An 18,285-nucleotide genomic window follows, 5' to 3' on the forward strand; every position below is an offset into this window, starting at 1 on the left:
AACGACGATTAGCGCTGTGGGGCAAGCTGCCCGCCCCCAAGTGCCACATACAGCGAAGCGCCGTTTTGCAGAGCAGCCGCTCGCAGCTGGATCAATTGCTGTTGCGCGGCAAACAGGCTGCGCTTCGCATCGACCACTTCGAGGTAGATGGAGATGCCGTTCTGGTAGCGAAGATCGGCCGCTTGCGCGAGCCGCGCCTCGGCGGCCACCGCGCGTTCCTGCGCCGCGATCTGCTCGTTCAGGCGCTGGCGAGCGATCAGTGCGTCGGACACTTCGCGAAAGGCCACCTGAACCGTCTTCTGATAGTTCGCCACGAGTTCGGTGCGGCGCGCTTTGGACAAACCAAGTTGCGCGCTGCGGCGCCCCGCGTCGAATATCGGCAGCGTAACGAATCCGGAAACGAGCCATGCCTGCTTGCCAGGCACGAACAGGTCACTCAATTCGGGAGACACGTAGCCGAAATTGCCCGTGAGCGAGATGCGCGGGAAAAAGTCCGCACGCGCGGCCCCGATATCCGCGTCGGCCGCTCTCAAGGACTGCTCGGCAGCACGGATGTCGGGGCGCAACGTCAGCAGCGAAGAAGGCAGGCCCGCGTCGAGATTGCCGAACTGATCGGCGTCCGCGAGCGCGTGGTGCTCCGTCGTGCCGGCTGGCAGCGGACCACCGATCAGGACCGCCAACTGATTACGCTGCTGCCCCGTCGTTCTTTGCAGTTCGGCGAGCTGCGTCTGCGCCTGCGTGACGAGAATGCGCGCCTGCTCATAGTCCACAAGCGATGTCGCGCCTGCTTCGAGGCGCAGCTGTGCGACTTCCAGTGCGTACTGGCGCGTCTCGAGCGTATGCTGCGCGAGGTCGATACCCTCGTTGCCCGAAAGAATGGCGTAGTAGGTCGCCGCCACGTTGCTGATCAGCGAGAGACGAAACGCTTCATTGGCCTCCACGGTCGCCAGAAAGTTGCGGCGCGCGGATTCGCTCAGGTTCGCCACGCGCCCCCAAAAATCGAGTTCGAACGACGTGACGGCCACCTGCACGCTGTACTGGGTGAAGTGGATCGAGGTGTTGTTGTCGGGCAGTTCAGGTTCGACCGAGGTAAGCGGCGTTTTCGTGCGGGTGGCGTCCGCGCCCGCCGCTACTTGTGGTAACTGCGCGGAACGCTGCACGCGATAAAGCGCCTGCGCCTGCTCGATGCGCGCGACCGATGCGGCCAGATCGCGATTCTGCTCCAGCGCCAAAGCGATGAGCCGCTTGAGCATGGGGTCGCGAAAGAACGTCTCCCACGTGAGCTCCGAAGCGAGCCGGTCGCCCCCCGAGGTGGCGATATCCGCGCTCTCATACGAGTTGGCCACGGGCAAATCCGGCTGCTGGTAGCGCGGAGCGAAATTGCACGCGGCGAGCAGCAGGCACACTACGACCCCGGCTCCCGCTGAATGGTTGGCATACTTAAGCATCGCCCTCTCCCGCGGGCAGCGCATCCGCTTCCTCGTCGTCGGGCGACCGCTTGCGGCTCAGCCACCTGCGCGCAACCACATAAAACACCGGCGTGAAGAAGATGCCGAGCAGCGTGGCGGTGAACATGCTGCCCATGATGCCGGTGCCCACGGCCTGCCGCCCCGCTGCGCCCGCGCCCGTGGCGAGCACGAGCGGCAGCATGCCCAGCACGAAGGTCACGCTCGTCATCAGGATCGGCCGCAGGCGCTGGCGCGCGCCGTTTGTGGCGGCGGTCACGGTATCGCTGCCCGCGGCCTCCTCCTTGATGGCGAACTCGACGATCAGAATGGCGTTCTTGGCCGCGAGCCCGATGATGGTCACGAGGCCGATATTGAAGTAGACATCGGCGGAAAAGCCCCGCGCCATGGTGAGAAGCACCGCGCCCAGCACGCCCAGCGGAATGATGAGCAGCACGGCAACGGGAATCGCCCAGCTCTCATAGAGCGCCGCCAGCAGGAGAAAGACCACGACGAGCGAAAGCAGCAGCAATGCCCCGATCTGCCCGGCTGCCTGCTGCTCTTCGTAGGCCGTGCCGGTCCATTCATAGGTCATGTTGCCGGTGAGAACCTGGTCCGCTATGCGCTCCATCTCCGCGAGCGCCGCGCCGCTGGATCGGCCTGGCGCCGCCTGCCCCGATATCGTCGCCGAAGGAAAGCCGTTATAGCGCTCCACCTGCTGCGGGCCCGTCGTCCAGTGCACGCTCGTGAACGCCGAAAACGGCACCATCTCGCCAAGGTTGTTGCGCAGTCGCAGCGCGCTGATGTCCTCGGGCCGCATGCGCTGGTCAGCGTCGGCCTGCATGAGCACGCGCAGCACATTTCCCTCGTAGACGAAATCGTTCACGTAGTTCGAGCCGAACGCGAGCGCGAGCGCGCTGTTGACCTGCCCGATCTGCAGACCCAGTGCGCGCGCCTTCACGCGATCGATATCGACGTACAGTTGCGGCGCGGGCGGCAAACCGTCGGGACGCACGCCCACGAGCAGCGGGCTGCGCGACGCCTCCGTCAGCATGCGCGCGCTGGCCTGCTGCAACGCCGCGCCGCCTACCCCGCTGCGATCCAGTATCTTCATCGTGAACCCGCTGGCATTGCCGAGTGCGGGAATGGGCGGCGGATCGAGCGCGAACACGAGCGCCTCTGGAATGTTGCGGAAGGCGGCGTTCGCGCGCCCGACCAGCGCCGCCGCGGAGTTCGCCGCGCCTGGCCGGTCCGCCCAGGGCTTCAGGTCGACGAATGACATCGCAGCCGACTGCCCCTGGCCGAAGAAGCTGAATCCGGTGACCGACGCGATATTGCGCACCTGGGGCTGCTGCCTGAGAAAGGCCTCGACCCGATCGACGACTTGTTGCGTGCGCTGCGCGGTCGCGCCAGGCGCGGCCGTGTACGCGACAAAGATATGCCCCTGGTCTTCGCCCGGAATGAAGCCGCGCGGCAGTTGCGTGAAGAGAAACCCCGTCGCGACGCACACCACGAGAAAGACGGCGAGCCAGCGCACCGGCGCGCGCAGCATGGCCTCCACGGCGCGCACGTAGCGCTCGGTGGCCGAGTCCATGCCGCGATTGAATGCGTCGAAAACGCGCTGCTGGACGCGCGCCGGCCAACGTATGACGGTATGCCCGTGCGAGCCGTCACCGGCCTTCGCTTTGCGGTGCAGCAGTGTCGCCGACATCGCCACGCCCAGCGTCAACGCAAGCAAGGTAGACAGAAAGATCGAAACGGTGAGCGTGATCGAGAACTGCCGATAGATCGCGCCCGTCGAGCCGGGAAAGAAGGCCATCGGAACGAACACCGCAATGAGCACGAGCGTGCTGGCAATCGCGGCGCCCGCAATCTGGCCGACCGCCTTGACGGTCGCGCGCCGCGAACCGAGCCCCTCTACCTGGATCACGCGCTCGACGCTTTCCACCACCACGATCGCATCGTCATTGAGAACGCCGATCGCGACGACCATGGCAAACAACGAAAGCAGATTGATCGAGAGTCCGAAAAGATAAATGCCAACACAGGTTCCGATCAGCGCGATCGGCACGACCAGCGTGGGGATCAGCGTGGCCTGCCACTTCTGGAGGAACAGGAAAACGATGACCGTCACGAGCAGCAGCGCCTCGACCATGGTGCGCAACACGCCGCTCAGCGAGGTCGTGATGAACGGCGTCGTATCGAACGGAACCACCCATGTCACGCCTTTCGGAAAGGTCGGCTGCAATTGCGCGAGACGCTGCCGCACGGCGCTGGCCACGGCCAGCGCATTGGCGCCGCTCGCGAGCTGAATGGCGATTCCCGCGGACTCCTTTCCATTCACGCGAAAGGCGAATCCGTAGCTGTCGTTGCCCAGTTCCACGCGAGCGACGTCGCCCACCCGCACCGTGGAGCCATCGGGATTCGAGCGCACGATCACTTCGCGGAATTGCTCGGGCGTCGAGAAACGGCCGCGCATGACGATCTGCGCGTTGAGCTCCGCACCCGGCGCAGTGGGTTGGTCGCCGAGACCGCCGCCCGCCGTCTGGCTGTTCTGCTCCTGAATCGCCGTCATCACTTCGTTAGCCGAAATACCGAAGCTGCTGAGCTTCTCCGGATCGATCCATATCCGCATCGCATACGACGAGCCGAAAAGCTGTGCGTCGCCAATGCCGGGAATGCGGCGCAATTCATTGACGATGTTGTTCGCCGCGAAGTTGCCGAGTTCGACGGCCGGTATCGAACCATCGGCGGATTGCAGCGCCACGAGCATCAGAAAGCCCGACGATGCTTTCGTGACCCGCACGCCAATCTGGCGCACTTCCAGCGGCAGGCGCGGCTCCACGCGGCTCAAGCGGTCCTGCACCTGCGAGAGCGCGACATCGAGATTGGTACCGGGCCTGAGCGTGACGGTGATTTGCGCGGTGCCGTTCGAGCGGCTCTGCGACGACATGTAAAGGAAGTTGTCCACGCCGTTCATTTCGTTTTCGATGATCGACGTCACGGTGCGGTCCAGCGTCTGCGCGTCAGCGCCGCTGTAGACCGCCGATATCGTGAGCGATGGCGGCGCGACGTCCGGGTACTGTTCGACCGGCAGCAGCATGAGCGCGAGGCCGCCAAAGAGCGCGATGAAAAGCGCGACCACCCACGCGAAAACCGGCCGGTAGACAAAGAATTGCTTCATGGGTGCGGCGCTCAGGAGGGGTTCGCGGCAACGGGATGCGCGTCGACGCGCTGCCCCGGCTGCACCCTCTGCCAGCCATCGACGATGACCCGCTCGCCCGGCTCGAGGCCGTCCTTGACGACCCATTGCCCCTCTTCCTGCGGGCCGAGCACGACGTTACGCCGCACGACGGTGCCATCGTCGGCCACGAGCGAGAGGCTCGTCGCGTTGTTGTCGAACTGCACGGCACGCACGGGCACGGCCATGCCATTCGGGATCGTGCCGATTACGATCCGACCGCGCACGAACTGTCCGGGCAAGAGAATGCGCTGCGCATTGTTGAAACGCGCGCGCAGGATCTGCGTGCCAGTTGAAGGCTCGACTACGAGATCGGTGAAGTCGAGCACGCCGGGCTCCTTGAATTCCTCCCCGTTCGAAAGCGTGAGCCACACCTGCACGCGGTCGGTTGGCGCCGCGAGCGCGCCCGAAGCGATTTGTTTGCGTACTTCCAGCAACGAAACATTCGATTGCGTGAAAACGGCGTTCACGGGCGTGAGTTGATTGATCTGCGTGAGCAAGGTCGCGCCGGCTGCACTGACGAGCGCTCCCTCTGTAACGAGCGCGCGCCCCACACGGCCCGCAATGGGCGCGCGCACCGTGCATCGATCGAGCCGCAACTGCGCCAGCGTGAGCGCGGCGCGTGCGTCCGCAACGTTCGCGTCGGCCTGTTGCCGCGCACTCAACGCGGCTTCGTACTCCTGCGCGCTGACCACCTGGCGCGCCACCAAGGGCTTGAAGCGCGCCACTTCCGAAGCTGCATTGCCCTGCACGGCCTGAGCCCGGGTAAGCGCCGCCTGCGCCTGCCCCAACGCGGCTTCGTAATCGCGCGAGTCGATGAGAAAGAGCGGCGCGCCGGCGCGCACATCGGTGCCTTCTTCATAAAGGCGCCGCTCGACGATACCGTCCACGCGCGCGCGCACCTCTGCGGAGCGGATCGCTTCAATGCGTCCGGGCAGTTCGATCACGCGTGGAATGGGTTTCGACCTGACCGTTTCGACGAGCACGCTCGGCGGCGGCACGGCGCCAGTGGGGGCTTGCCGGTCGCGGCATCCGAAAGCCGCCAGCAGCACTACAGTCGCGACGGCGAGCAGGCAGGGGCGATAGCTTCTGAATTGGCACTGATGTGGCACGCAGGCTCCCCAATTCAATGGAGACGGTACGCTCCGCCGTGGGATCACTGATTGCGCAGGCGCGTGACCGGCTCATCAAGATATTCACTCAAACGGCGTCTTTCAGCCTCCGATGTGCGCAGTACGAGCGGGGACTGCTAATTGTTATCTAACGATAAGTTCACTCATTCACAGGAATTACCCAGAACTTCGAGAAAATTCGCCAGTCGCAAATTACTTGAAGTCGGAATTCCCTCTACTACTATGGATAGACGACTCACGCCCCAAAATTTTTTCATTTTCAAGCCATCGCCCCTGCTCATTTAGGGCACATTCGCACTGTCGGTTATCACGGCTTTCAGGATGTTCTATAACCGAAGAAGCCATCACTCATGGCGACGTTAATCATCTTCTTGCCTCAGGAGATCGGATCATGAAAAGCCAACTCGTCCTCTCGGTCATTGCTGCTCTCGTCGTCGGTGTGTCCTCATCCGCAATCGCTCAAGACACGCAAGGCACATCCGGTGGCGACCAAAGCCAGGGGACAGGTCGCCAGCAGGTCATGCCGACCATGCCGCATCGCGACTGGCACGAGGGCCAGCAAGTCCCTTCGAAATACCGGCATTACAACTTTGTGATGAACGGAAACGACTGGAAATCGCACAACCTGGACGCGCCCAAGCGTGGCCAGCAATGGCTGGGGGTGAACGGCGACTACGTGCTGGTGAACCGCAGCAACTGGAAGATCGCGAAGATCGTTGCGGGTACCGAGTGACCGGTCGGATGGCGCGGCGGGCTATGCCATCATAGCCCGCGCCGCGATTTATCCACCATGACTTGCGATAGCCAGGCATGCACGAATGCCATGCCTGACGCCCTTCTTAATCGACGAGCCGCGCGCGAAGGCGCCTGTACTCGTCTTCCGTGATCGAACCCGTAGTCTTGAGTTTATCCAGCTTCTCGATTTCGTCGGCGACGCTGTAGCCCACCATGTGGCGCAATTCGTCGCGCGCTTTCTGCGCCCGCTCCTGGTTGCGATGCGCCATGTCCCTGCCTTGCGTGATGATATAGGCGAATATGCCGATATAAGGCAGCACGATGAGAAAGATCACCCATACGATCTTGAGAAATCCCGATATATCGGTTCGGCGAAACAGGTCACTCGTGATCGTGATGAACAGCCAGAACCACAGAATGAACATGAATATCGAAAATGCATCGATAATAAAGTTCGAAAACGTAAAGCCATTTGCGAAGATCATGAATGCCCTCCGTCGGTTTTTCGTGTGGGGAACTGCAACCGCAGGCTAACACGGGCTTCGCAGGCGCGCGTCGACGCCGTATGCGCCATATGCGGCACGACTCACGCGGATGACGCGGCCCTGCAGTCGGCGGTCCAGTCAGACCGGGCCGCGCCTGCTCTCTCGTCCGGCAAGCGGCACCACGGCCATCGAAATGAGATCGAGCCCGAGGAACAATCCGAGCAAGGGTACGGGCACGCTCGGAAAGTTCGCGGCGAGGAAAATGGCGAGCAGGAAAGACAGCGCGGCGCTGACAAGGCCGATGTTATTGAGCTTGACGTCCTGCCCGACCGAAGCGACGATCTTGAAGAAGCCGTCGGCCACGAAGAATATCATCAGCATCACGGTCAAGCCGCGCGCGCGCGCACTATCATTGACCAGAATGAGAATGCCGATGAGCAACGGTACGACAACCGGTGGAATACGCCTCACGCCGAGTTTCCAGTCTTTCGTCGTAAAGAGATTCAGGGCGTGCACGAAGCCGCAGAACAGCAGCATTCTCGCGATAAAAAGCGTGCCTATCATGGACCTTGTCGTGAGCGACAAGATGATGCAGAAAATGCCTGCCGCGATGAGAAGGGTTGAACTTGCAATCGGAAAAATAGCACGCTTTTTCATGTTCGAATGTAACTGCGTCAATACGGTTACGTTCTTGTCGAATTGCAGGTTCAAGCGAAATTAAGCGTTCCACTATCAGCCGTGGAAGTATAGTGCGTGACTCTGCAAATACAAGGGCGCGATTGCACCGTGAAACTGGAACGCAGCCATACCTTTTCGTTCAGCTCAAACAGCGAGCATTTCCTGCTCGACGGCGAACCTTTCCAGATCCGCAGCGGCGAAATGCATCCGGCGCGCATCCCGCGCGAATACTGGCAGCACCGCATCCGCATGGCGAAAGCCATGGGGATGAACTGCATCGCCCTGTACATCATGTGGAATTACCACGAAACGCACCGGGGCTTTTTCGACTTCGCGAGCGGCAACCGCAATATCGCTGCGTTCATCGGCTTGTGCCAGGCCGAAGCGATGTGGGTGCTGTTGCGCCCGGGGCCCTATGTGTGTGCGGAGTGGGACCTGGGAGGCCTGCCCTCGTACCTGTTGAGCGATGCGGATATCCGGCTGAGGACCGACTCGGCTACCGACGCCCGCTACATGGCGGCGGTCACGCGCTATATCGAGGCACTTGTTCCTCTAATCAAGCCGATGATGATCGAACGCGGCGGCCCGATCCTGATGATCCAGATCGAGAACGAGTTCGGATCGTACGCGCACAATCCCGCGTACCTCGAAGAACTCAGGCAGCTTTGGCTACGCGGCGGCATAACGGGACCGTTCTATACCGAAGATGGTCTTGCACAACTCGAACGCAACCGCAGCACGGTGGCCGGGGGCGCGATCGCATTGAGCAACGGCAATGCGGCGCAGATCGCAGCGGTGCGCCTCGCCTTTCCCGACGTGCCCGCTATGGCGGGCGAGGTCTACCCGGGTTGGCTCACGCACTGGGGCGATCCCGCGTTCGCCGGGCAGAACTACGATCTCTCCGATACGTTGACGGCATTCATGCAGTCGCAACTGTCTTTCAACCTCTATGTCATTCACGGCGGTACGAGCTTTGGCTTTTATGCCGGCGCAAACATCGACGACGCAGGCAACTATCAACCCGATCTCACCAGCTACGACTATTGCGCACCAATCAACGAACAAGGCGCGGCCACGGCGAAATACAGACGGTATCGCGAGATCATCGCGAGCTACCTGGCCGAGCCGCTGCCTGACATTCCCGAAGCCATCCCCAGGCTCGATTGCACGTTCGACCGCGACCTGATGCCGGCGCGCTATGCCTCGATCTGGGACAACTTGCCCGCGCCCTTGCCACGCAGGCAGCACGCCGATCCGCAGTCCTTCGAAGAGCACGGGCAGGCGTTCGGCTTCGCGCTTTATCGCAAGCGAGTGCACGCACAGTCGGAACGCGCGCTGGACATCAGTGGCGTTCATGACTATGCCGCTGTTTTCGCGGGCGAGCACTACGCAGGCGCCGTGTCGCGCGCAAGCCTTCCACGTGACTATGCACAGGCGCTGCGCGTAATGCATCGCACACCGCTTCCCCTTTCCTGCTCGTTTGCCGAGAAGGCTTCCGGCGCTCCCATCATGCTGGAGATCCTGGTGGAGGCCATGGGACGCGTCAACTTCGGAGCCGACATGGTCGACCGCAAAGGGCTCATCGAGCCCGTGAGGCTCCAACACGCCGACGGATCGATCGCGCTCCTCGATGGATGGGAAGTCTTCCCGCTGCCGATGGACGAAACGTTTATCGCCGGCCTCGAGGAACGCTGCACGAATCCGCAGAAACCCGGGCTCTTTTTCAAGGCGATCCTGCACCTCGATAAAGCCGGCGACACATGGCTCGATATGCGTCACTGGACCAAGGGCGTGGTCTGGGTCAACGGGCACAATCTCGGGCGCTACTGGAACATCGGGCCGCAAAGGCGCTTGTATTGCCCCGCGCCGTGGCTCGCGCAAGGCGAAAACGAGGTGCTCATCTTCGACCTTCACCAGACCGAGGCGAAGCCCGTACGACTCGAAGATTCGTTGTATTAGCACTCCTTCAAGAAGTACTCCCGGCAACCGGTTGCAGTTCCAGCGTGAGCACCTCGAACGGCGCGAGTTTGACTTGCTGCAGCGAATCCGCGTCCAGCAGCGCCGGAATGCCAGCGGCACTCGCCCCCCAGACGCGCCGCACATGGAATCGCCCAGGCGCCGATGCAGGCAGCTCCAGTTGACGCCGCAGGTCCAGTGCGAAGCCCTGAGCACGACGTTCCGGATTGCGCAGCGTGACGATCGACTTGTGCGGCGACCACGCGGCCCAGCCGTAAATGGCCGCCTCGTCGGGCGCCCCGCCTATCCAGTGGCTGTCGCGCAATACGCCGGCATTCGCGCGCGCCCAGCGCGCTGCATCCGCAAGCACGTCCCAGTCCTTCCCGGCCAGCAGAGCCGGCGTGATGTATAGCTCCTGCAATTGCGTACCGCTCGCGAAATACGATCGCACTTCATTGGCGAACGCGTGCCCCGCTGACGTGTTCAGGCGCGGATTGCACTGCGCAAACACAACGCCGTGCAGCATGAGCGAATTGAGCGGAAAGTGCGGGCTACGCTCGACGACATTGTGGTACGTCTGCGCGTCGCGGTACGTGATCCAGCGCTCGCGGTTCGTGCCGCTTCCCGCCTGGCCGTCGTCGTTGCCGCCGCGCCAGATCGAATCGACATGGCGCAGCCAGAACGGCGACGGATACGTGCCTGTCGAGAGATTGACGAAGGTTGCGGGACTCGCCGCCCGAATGTCCTCGATGAGCTGGATCGCCGCGGCCCAGTCGCTGTCGAAGCGGCTACCCGGAACCACGCGGTCCGCATTGCCGGTCCCGTCGAACTTGAAGTGGTTGACGCCGTCTCTCGCGAGCAGATCCATCACGACTTCATGAAAGCGCCGGTAGTATTTCTGCCCTGATAACGCGAAGCCGTTGTCGAATACCTCATAGCCGGCGGCACGGCCGCGCGTCACGCGCTGGTCTTTCGGCGCGCAATAGCCGCCCCAGGGCGAAAGCCAAATGCCGGGTGCGGCGCCGTATCGAGCCGCGGCCTCGCGCAGCGGAATGAAACCGCGCGGGAATGCCTCGCTGAACTCCCAGCTGCCGCCGAGGTCGTCCCACCCGTCGTCGAACAGGAACGAATCGATCTGCACCCCGCGCGCCGCGTGCAGCGCGCGGCCAATCGCTTCGATGCGCTCCAGCGCCTGATCCTGCGTGTAAGGCGTGAGGTAACCAATATCCCACCAGCTGTTGTAATGCAGAAACGGACACCAGGGACGCGCGCGCTCCTGCTCGATATATGCGGCGAAATCGCGCCGCCCCTGGCCTTCGCGCACGACGCCGGCCACTGCGGTGCAAACGAGCGATTTGTTGCGCTCCAGCGGTAAGGCACGCGGCAGAACGAAGCCGAATCGATCGCTTTCCACATGCGTGGTCGCAAGCGGCAGTTCGAAGCCCAGGTAGAAGTGGCCTGCGAACACCGGCGTGCCCTTGCGTTCGCCGCTGGCATGGGCGCCGACAGCCTGCGTCTGCAGTAGCGAAACCGCTTCGATGGCTTCGTCGTGATGTGCTGTGACCGCCAGCTTCATGCGCAGATATCGCGAGCCCGCGCGCTGCTCGACGCTCCATTCAATTGTCAGACGTTCTTGCGCGTCGGCCAGCATCATGGTGACGCGCCGGCCCGCGATGCGTTCGGCCAGCCGCGATGCCAGTGGATCAGGTACGAGCGCGCTGTCCCTCGCCGGCCCCAGCACCCTCAGTTCGCCAGAGTCGAGCGCCGTGCCGTCGGCAAACGTCAGGGCGAAGGGCGCGGCGACAGGCAGCACGCGGGCGCCGCCGCGATCGATCAGCGAGAAGTCGCCAAGGCGTGCATCTCGCACTGCCCAACGCAGTGCAACCACATCGTTGCCGAGCGAGCAATCGTCGCCCCTCCTCTCGAAGACGGGCATGCCGGATTGCACGGGCGTGGCTTCGTTGGCGCGCATCGGGGAACGTGGTTCGAACACGGGCTGCCACCAAGGGTAATGGCAACGGCCTTGCGCATTCAAGCTGCCGGAGGGTGGAGCAAGCGGGTTACGACCCCAACTTCGCTTTCCGCAGGTACGAACCTTATGAGAACCTTAAGGCTTGAACAATTTGCACGGCTTTACCGCCAGTTACACGATTGACAATTCGGCACCGATATTGGGTCGTCGCAGCATCTAGAATCCGCTTCCATCGCAACCGCGTCCGTTGACTGGAAAAGAGATCCTCATGAAACGCCTGACCGTTTATTTCCTCGCAGGACTGGCAGGGACGTGTGTCAGCAGTGCGGCGTTCGCCCATGCCGATATCGGCGTCTACCTCGGCGTTCCGGGCCCTGTGTATGCCGCGCCCGTATATCAGGAGGCGCCGCCCGTTGTCTATGAAGCTCCGCCGCCGGTCGTCTACCAGGCAGCGCCAGCCTATTACGGCTATGGCTACCGCTACGACGACGACGAACACCGCTGGCACGACCACGGCCGTCACCGCGGCTGGGAACATCACCACCGCGACGACGACTGACCGCGTCGCGGTAGCGTCGCAGCCACGACTCGCTTGTTGCGCGCGCAACTTCTTGCGCGCGCCCTCCTTCTCCCCCAGGCCGCAAAGCCCCTCCCGCCTCCCGCCGCCACTCGCGCGCGGCCCCATCTTGTCTAGTCAATAATCGCTTAAGGCGCACCGCCCACCTCTTCCGGGCCGCCTAGATTTGCGCTATGCGCCGCGTTTTTCCCGTGTTTTCGCTCCGCCCTCAGCAAAAACCCTACTTATCTCATTATGTGAGATCGCTTATCTTGTCTATACAACATGGCTGACCAGAGCCCGCTGTTGACCATGCCGCCAACGGTCACGGCGGTATCGATAAACGTCATGGAGACTCCACGTCAATGAAAAAGCTTGCCTTGTGCATAGCGATGCTCGCGATCGCCACCTCCGCCTGCGCGAAGGACTGGTCCACCGTCCGGTTCGGCGTGGACGCGAGTTACCCCCCGTTCGAATCGAAAAGCACGGATGGCAAGCTGGTCGGCTTCGACATCGACGTGGGCAACGAGATCTGCAAGCGTATCAACGCCAGGTGCGTCTGGATCGAGAGCGAGTTCGACGGCATGATTCCGGCGCTGAAGGCCAGGAAATTCGACGCAGTGCTTTCGTCGATGTCGATGACACCGCAGCGCGAAACACAAATCGCGTTCTCGGCGAAAGTATTCCACACGCCCACCCGCCTCGTCGCGAAACAAGGCTCGAGCCTGCAGCCCACGGCAGATGCGCTCAAAGGCAAAACGGTCGGCGTCGAGCAGGGATCGATTCAGGAATCCTATGCAAAAGCCAAATGGGCACCTAATGGCGTGAAGATCGTGCCTTATCAGGATCAGGACCAGGTCTATGCGGATCTGCTCGCGGGCCGCCTCGACGCCGCGCTGCAAGACGCCGTGCAGGCCGACATGGGCTTTCTGAAGACGCCGCGCGGCGCGGGCTTCGCGTTCACGGGCGGCGAGCTCAGCGATCCGAATGGCGCGCTCGGCAACGGCGCCGCAATCGGCCTGCGCAAGGAAGATACCGATCTGAAGACGAAGATCGACAAGGCGCTCGCGGACATGATCAAGGACGGCACGTATAAGAAGATCGAGTCGCGCTACTTCGCATTCGATGTGTATGGTGGCTGAGCGGCGCCTGCGCCCAGACTGACCGGCAACGGCGCGGGACTTCCCCCGCGCCGTTGCTCGTTTTATCCTGCTTCCCTCCGTTGAACACTGCCCCCGCGCACGCCATCATGCAGACACAAACCCATCCGTTGATTTCGCCGGCACTCGGCACCGAGCGGCACATCACGAGCTTTCACTACGGGCCTGCCGGCGCCCAGAAAATCTATATCCAGTCGTCGCTGCATGCCGACGAGCTGCCGGGCATGCTAGTGACCTGGGCGCTGCGCAGGCGCCTGGCCGCGCTCGAATCGGCGGGCAAGCTGCGCGGTGAAATCGTGGTCGTGCCCGTGCCCAATCCGATCGGCCTCAACCAGCGACTGCTCGGCCAGATGCTTGGCCGCTTCGAAAGCGGCACCGCGGCCAATTTCAACCGGCATTTCCATGCGCTCGCCGACCTCGTGATCCCGCGCATCGGGCCGCGCCTCGGCGGCGACGCGCAGCAGAACCTGCTCGCCGTGCGCGCCGCGATGCGAGACGCGCTTGCCGAACAGACGCCGACCACCGAGCTGGCATCGCAGCGTCTCGCGCTGCAGCGCCTGTCGTACGACGCCGATGTGGTGCTCGACCTGCACTGCGACTTCGAAGGCGTGATGCATCTCTACACGAACCCCGATCTCTGGCCCGACGTGGAACCGCTCGCGCGCTATCTGGATGCGAAGGCCTCGCTCTTCGCGCTCAATTCAGATGGCAATCCATTCGACGAGATTCACAGCTTCTGCTGGTCGGCATTGCGCGCGCACTATGGCGAACGCTACCCGATCCCCAACGGCTCGATCTCCGTGACGATCGAGTTGCGCGGCCAGGCGGACGTGAGCTACGCCTGGGCCGAGCGCGATGCTAGCGCGATCATCGACTACCTGACGCATCGCGGAGTCGTGGAAGGCGCACCCGCACCGCTGCCGCCGCTCGCATTCGCGGCCACGCCGCTTGCGGGCGCCGAGGCGCTCGTCGCACCGAGTTCCGGCGTGCTCGTTTTCCACGCGCCGGTTGGCGCGCGCGTGGAACCGGGCCAGCCCATTGCCGACATAGTTGACCCGCTTACCGATCGCGTGCTCACGCTCACAAGTTCCGTCGCCGGCGTGCTGTACGCGCGGCAACGCGCGCGCTTCGCCACCGCGGGCATGGAGGTGGCATGGGTCGCAGGCGCCACGCCGCTGCGCAGCGGGTCACTGCTGCCGAATTGAGCAGAAGAATCGTCGGTCGAAAGAAACCTTGGCCGGGAACGCGGTATGCGCACTGCATCCGACAACGAACGATATGTGACGATGCGTAACAGCCATACCGCGCGGGGCGCTACAGAACGGGCGTTCTTGCTTCGCGGCGTCGTCGGGAAGGGAGCAGGCACTATTTACACTTGCTTTCGATTCTCTCCCCGTTCGGGATGATTTCAAACCTAGAATCAGAAGATGCACGATGTGTCGGGACCAAGGCGGCCGGGGACTTCTGTACCGGCCGCCTTTCTCATTCGTCAACCAACTCGGCGGAATGGCCCACAATAATGAACAGCTTCGATACCGTCATTCTGGGCGCCCTGACTCGTGTCGATCTGCCCCCACTGCTCAATCATGCAATCCGCGTGATGGCGGGGCTGTACACGTTCAAGGGTTACTTCCTGATCCCTCTCCTGTGCTGGATCTGGTTTCAGCCCCACGAGCGCCGCGAGTGGCGGCGCGAGATCATGGTCGCCACGGTGGCGAGCGGCCTGATATCGCTTGCGGTGGGACGCCTCCTCGCGCGTTATCTGCCGTTCCGGCAACGTCCGCTGTTCAATCCCGACTTGCATCTGCATTTCGCGTCATCGTCGCTGCGTGCCGCCGGGCTGAGCAACTGGAGTTCGTTTCCGAGCGATCACGCCATGCTGTGGGTGGCGATTGCGATGGGAATTTTCCTGGTATGGCGGGTCATCGGCGCGCTGGCGCTTTTGTATGTAACACTAATTATCTGTTTGCCGCGTGCGTATCTGGGCTATCACTACCCAACGGACCTGATCGCGGGCGCCGCAATCGGCGTGGTAATTACCTGGATCTTGACGCGTGATGCAGTCAGGAAGCGAACCGCCGTGCCCGTTCTGCGCTCGATGAAGCGTTTTCCCGGACCGGCCGCGGCGCTCGCATTTCTCGTGTGTTTCGAACTGGTCACGCAATTCGACGATTTACTTCAGTTGGCCCATTCGGCGTTGCACGGAATGAGCTGAGGCGTGGCGCGGGCGACGCGGGGAAGTCGTCCCCGGCCGCCTGCGCCGATCCATTAAAGCGCGCCCGGATTGATATAGGCCGTCTTCACCGTCGTGTAGAACTCGCGCGCATAGCTGCCCTGCTCACGCGGACCGTAGCTCGAACCCTTGCGGCCGCCAAACGGCACGTGATAATCCACGCCAGCCGTTGCAGTATTTACCATGACCATGCCGGCCTGCACGTGACGGCGGAAATGGTTTGCATGACTGAGCGAGGTCGTGCAGATGCCCGCCGACAAGCCGAACTCCGTGTCGTTCGCCACGGCCAGCGCCTCGTGATAATCCTTCACCTTGATGACGGAGGCGACAGGGCCGAACACCTCCTCACGGTTGATCCGCATGGCCGAGGTGGTCTTCGTGACGAGCGCGGGCGCGAGGAAATAGCCGCGCGTGGCGCCTTCGACGCGCTCGCCGCCGAACACCTCGCCGCCTTCTTCGCGCGCAACCGCAATGTAGCGCTCGTCCTGCTGAAGCTGCTTGTCGTCCACGACAGGCCCGATATGCGTGCCGTCCGCGAGCGCGTCGCCGGTCTTGAGCGTCTTCATGCGCGCCTTCATGGCTTCGACGAAGCGGTCATGAATGCCTTCGGTCACGATGAGCCGGCTCGACGCCGTGCATCGCTGCCCCGTCGAGAAGAACGCGCCGTTGATGCACGCCTCCACGGCCACGTCGAGATTGGCATCGTCCAGCACGACCATGGGGTTCTTGCCGCCCATCTCCAGCTGAACCTTCTTGCCCGTTGCGAAGCACTTCGCGCCTATCGCGCGGCCCGTGGCGACCGATCCCGTGAAACTCACGGCATCGACATCGGCATCACTGACGATCGCTTCCCCAACCACCGAGCCCCGGCCCATCACGAGGTTGATGACGCCGGCCGGCGCGCCCGCCTCCGCGATGATCTTCACGAGCTCCCACGTGCTGGCCGGCACGAGGTCCGCGGGCTTGATGACGACCGTGTTGCCATAGGCAAGCGCGGGCGCGATCTTCCACGCGGGAATGGCAATCGGGAAGTTCCACGGTGTAATGAGCCCGATCACGCCGAGCGGCTCACGGGTCACTTCGACCGTCATGCCAGGGCGCACTGAAGGCACGATTTCGCCGCCAAGGCGCAGCGCCTCGCCCGCGAAGAACTTGAAGATCTGCGCGGCACGGCCAACCTCGCCCATCGCCTCGGGAAGCGTCTTGCCCTCTTCGCGTGCGAGGAGGCGGCCCAGCTCGGCCTTGCGGGCGAGAATGACGCTGCCCACCTGATCGAGCAAATCGAAGCGTTGCTGCGGCGTCGAGAGCGACCACTGGGCGAAGGCCTTGCGAGCGGCGGCAATGGCGTCGCGCGTTTGCGCGGCGTCCGCTTGCGCGAATTCGCCGATCACGTCGTCGAGGTTGGATGGATTGATATTCTGGGAGGCCGCGGTGCCGCGCACCCATTGGCCGCCGATGTAGTTGTCGAACTGGTTCATGTTGCTATTCCCGAGTGAATGGCTCACAGCAATCCGCGCGAAGCGAGATTGCGATACAGCGCGCGCACGCCGAAGGTCCACGGCGCGAGCTCCGTGCTCAATTGCACGGTGTTGGTCAGCGCGCCGAGCTCCGGCGCCGAGATGGTGACCTTGTCGCCAAGGTGATGCGTGAAGCCGCCCCCTGCCGTGTCGCGGTCCTTGATGGGCGAGAACATGGTGCCGAGAAAGAGCATGAAGCCGTCGGGATACTGGTGATGGCGGCCCCACGTCTGCGCCACGAGGTCGGCCGGGTCGCGGCTGATTTCGCTCATATGGCTGATGCCCTCCAGCACGAAGCCGTCATCCGTGCCCTCCACGCGCAGCGAGACGCTCGTCTTGCGCACCGAGTCGAGATCGAACGATTCGTCGAACAGGCGCACGAACGGGCCGATCGCGCACGAAGCGTTGTTATCCTTGCACTTGCCGAGCAGTAGCGCCGAGCGGCCTTCGATGTCGCGCAGGTTCACGTCGTTGCCGAGCGTCGCGCCCACGATCTCGCCGCGGCTGTTCACGGCAAGCACGATCTCGGGCTCGGGGTTGTTCCAGACCGAGGCGGGCAGCAAGCCGATGTCCGCGCCGAAGCCGACCGCCGACATGGGCTGCGACTTCGAAAACACTTCGGCGTCGGGCCCGATGCCCACTTCCATGTACTGTGACCACGCGCCGCGCCGCTCCAGTTCGGCCTTCAGCTTCATCGCCTCGTCGGAGCCCGGCTTGATCTTCGAGAGATCGGTGCCGATCGTGGCCACGATGGTTTCGCGAACCTCCTGCGCTTTCGCAGGGTCGCCGCCGGCCTGTTCCTCGATCACGCGCTCGATGAGACTGACCGCGAATGTCACGCCGCAGGCCTTGATTGCCTGAACGTCGTTGGGCGCGAGCAGCCGCAACGCGGGCTCGCTACCGGGCAGATTCGCTTCGATCAGCTTCTCCACCGGGCCAAGCGATTCGCCCTTCACCGTGCGCGCAAACTGCACGATGTCCTCGCGGTCGAAAAGGTCTGCGGTGGTCGGCGCGCTGCGGGTGATGTCGATGACTTCGCCATCGCGAACGAGCACGACAGAGGGGCCCGTGTTTTCGCCTTCGTTGCGCCATACGCGGCCAACGAGCAGCGCCTGCCCGACGTCGCCAGGAAGCCAGTTTGATTGGGAGTTCGAGGTCATGGTGCGATTTGTCT

The 18,285-nt window shown here is 63.0% G+C and carries 14 protein-coding genes; 6 read left to right on the top strand and 8 right to left on the bottom strand.

Translation table 11 applies throughout. The features are described from left to right. Positions 1 to 8: 8 nt before the first annotated feature. From BMI01S_RS16770 to BMI01S_RS16780, 3 genes are read right to left on the bottom strand one after another with little or no spacing between them, the layout of a single operon-like run. Positions 9 to 1,448 (bottom strand): efflux transporter outer membrane subunit, encoded by a 1,440-nt coding sequence (locus BMI01S_RS16770; RefSeq protein ID WP_036044918.1) that lies wholly within the window; start codon positions 1,446 to 1,448, stop codon positions 9 to 11. Next, positions 1,441 to 4,629 (bottom strand): multidrug efflux RND transporter permease subunit, encoded by a 3,189-nt coding sequence (locus BMI01S_RS16775; RefSeq protein ID WP_028230919.1) that lies wholly within the window; start codon positions 4,627 to 4,629, stop codon positions 1,441 to 1,443. The genes BMI01S_RS16770 and BMI01S_RS16775 overlap by 8 nt, the downstream gene beginning before the upstream one ends. 11 nt (positions 4,630 to 4,640) lie before the next feature. Continuing rightward, positions 4,641 to 5,798 carry an efflux RND transporter periplasmic adaptor subunit gene (locus tag BMI01S_RS16780; protein WP_028212475.1) on the bottom strand — a complete coding sequence of 386 codons (1,158 nt, stop codon included), beginning with the start codon at positions 5,796 to 5,798 and terminating at the stop codon, positions 4,641 to 4,643. 412 nt (positions 5,799 to 6,210) lie between these two features. Here BMI01S_RS16780 and BMI01S_RS16785 point away from each other — a divergent pair, with 412 nt between their 5' ends. Further along, positions 6,211 to 6,552 (top strand): RcnB family protein, encoded by a 342-nt coding sequence (locus BMI01S_RS16785; protein WP_028212474.1) that lies wholly within the window; start codon positions 6,211 to 6,213, stop codon positions 6,550 to 6,552. A gap of 106 nt (positions 6,553 to 6,658) precedes the next feature. Here BMI01S_RS16785 and BMI01S_RS16790 read toward each other — a convergent pair whose 3' ends face one another. Further along, complete coding sequence (locus BMI01S_RS16790; protein WP_028212473.1) at positions 6,659 to 7,039, bottom strand: SHOCT domain-containing protein; 381 nt, start codon at positions 7,037 to 7,039, stop codon at positions 6,659 to 6,661. 138 nt (positions 7,040 to 7,177) lie between these two features. Further along, positions 7,178 to 7,750 (bottom strand): DUF308 domain-containing protein, encoded by a 573-nt coding sequence (locus tag BMI01S_RS16795; RefSeq protein WP_028230920.1) that lies wholly within the window; start codon positions 7,748 to 7,750, stop codon positions 7,178 to 7,180. Between the two features lie 75 nt (positions 7,751 to 7,825). Here BMI01S_RS16795 and BMI01S_RS16800 point away from each other — a divergent pair, with 75 nt between their 5' ends. Next, positions 7,826 to 9,676 carry a beta-galactosidase gene (locus BMI01S_RS16800; RefSeq protein ID WP_028230921.1) on the top strand — a complete coding sequence of 617 codons (1,851 nt, stop codon included), beginning with the start codon at positions 7,826 to 7,828 and terminating at the stop codon, positions 9,674 to 9,676. Between the two features lie 7 nt (positions 9,677 to 9,683). Here BMI01S_RS16800 and BMI01S_RS16805 read toward each other — a convergent pair whose 3' ends face one another. Next, entirely contained in the window at positions 9,684 to 11,666 is a 1,983-nt protein-coding gene (locus tag BMI01S_RS16805; protein ID WP_407669001.1) for an alpha-galactosidase, read from the bottom strand. A gap of 247 nt (positions 11,667 to 11,913) precedes the next feature. Here BMI01S_RS16805 and BMI01S_RS16810 point away from each other — a divergent pair, with 247 nt between their 5' ends. From BMI01S_RS16810 to BMI01S_RS16825, 4 genes are all read left to right on the top strand, one after another. Continuing rightward, positions 11,914 to 12,204 (top strand): hypothetical protein, encoded by a 291-nt coding sequence (locus BMI01S_RS16810; protein WP_028212469.1) that lies wholly within the window; start codon positions 11,914 to 11,916, stop codon positions 12,202 to 12,204. Between the two features lie 362 nt (positions 12,205 to 12,566). Beyond that, on the top strand, positions 12,567 to 13,343 hold the full coding sequence (locus BMI01S_RS16815) for an ABC transporter substrate-binding protein (protein WP_028212468.1): 777 nt from the start codon (positions 12,567 to 12,569) through the stop codon (positions 13,341 to 13,343). 107 nt (positions 13,344 to 13,450) lie between these two features. After that, the gene (locus BMI01S_RS16820; protein WP_028212467.1) at positions 13,451 to 14,566 is read left to right on the top strand and encodes a succinylglutamate desuccinylase/aspartoacylase family protein; all 1,116 of its coding nucleotides are present in this window, start codon (positions 13,451 to 13,453) and stop codon (positions 14,564 to 14,566) included. Between the two features lie 314 nt (positions 14,567 to 14,880). Then, positions 14,881 to 15,576 (top strand): phosphatase PAP2 family protein, encoded by a 696-nt coding sequence (locus BMI01S_RS16825; RefSeq protein WP_028230923.1) that lies wholly within the window; start codon positions 14,881 to 14,883, stop codon positions 15,574 to 15,576. 53 nt (positions 15,577 to 15,629) lie between these two features. On the opposite strand, the gene BMI01S_RS16830 is transcribed toward BMI01S_RS16825, so the two are convergent. Both BMI01S_RS16830 and BMI01S_RS16835 read right to left on the bottom strand, forming a co-directional pair. Continuing rightward, positions 15,630 to 17,072, bottom strand: a complete 1,443-nt coding sequence (locus tag BMI01S_RS16830; protein ID WP_028230924.1) for an aldehyde dehydrogenase family protein — start codon at positions 17,070 to 17,072, stop codon at positions 15,630 to 15,632. A 23-nt stretch (positions 17,073 to 17,095) separates the two neighbouring features. Continuing rightward, on the bottom strand, positions 17,096 to 18,271 hold the full coding sequence (locus tag BMI01S_RS16835; protein WP_028212464.1) for a fumarylacetoacetate hydrolase family protein: 1,176 nt from the start codon (positions 18,269 to 18,271) through the stop codon (positions 17,096 to 17,098). Positions 18,272 to 18,285 lie beyond the last annotated feature (14 nt).

Origin of the sequence: Paraburkholderia mimosarum LMG 23256 = NBRC 106338 (assembly GCF_000739815.1) — a bacterium.
Classification (GTDB): domain Bacteria; phylum Pseudomonadota; class Gammaproteobacteria; order Burkholderiales; family Burkholderiaceae; genus Paraburkholderia; species Paraburkholderia mimosarum.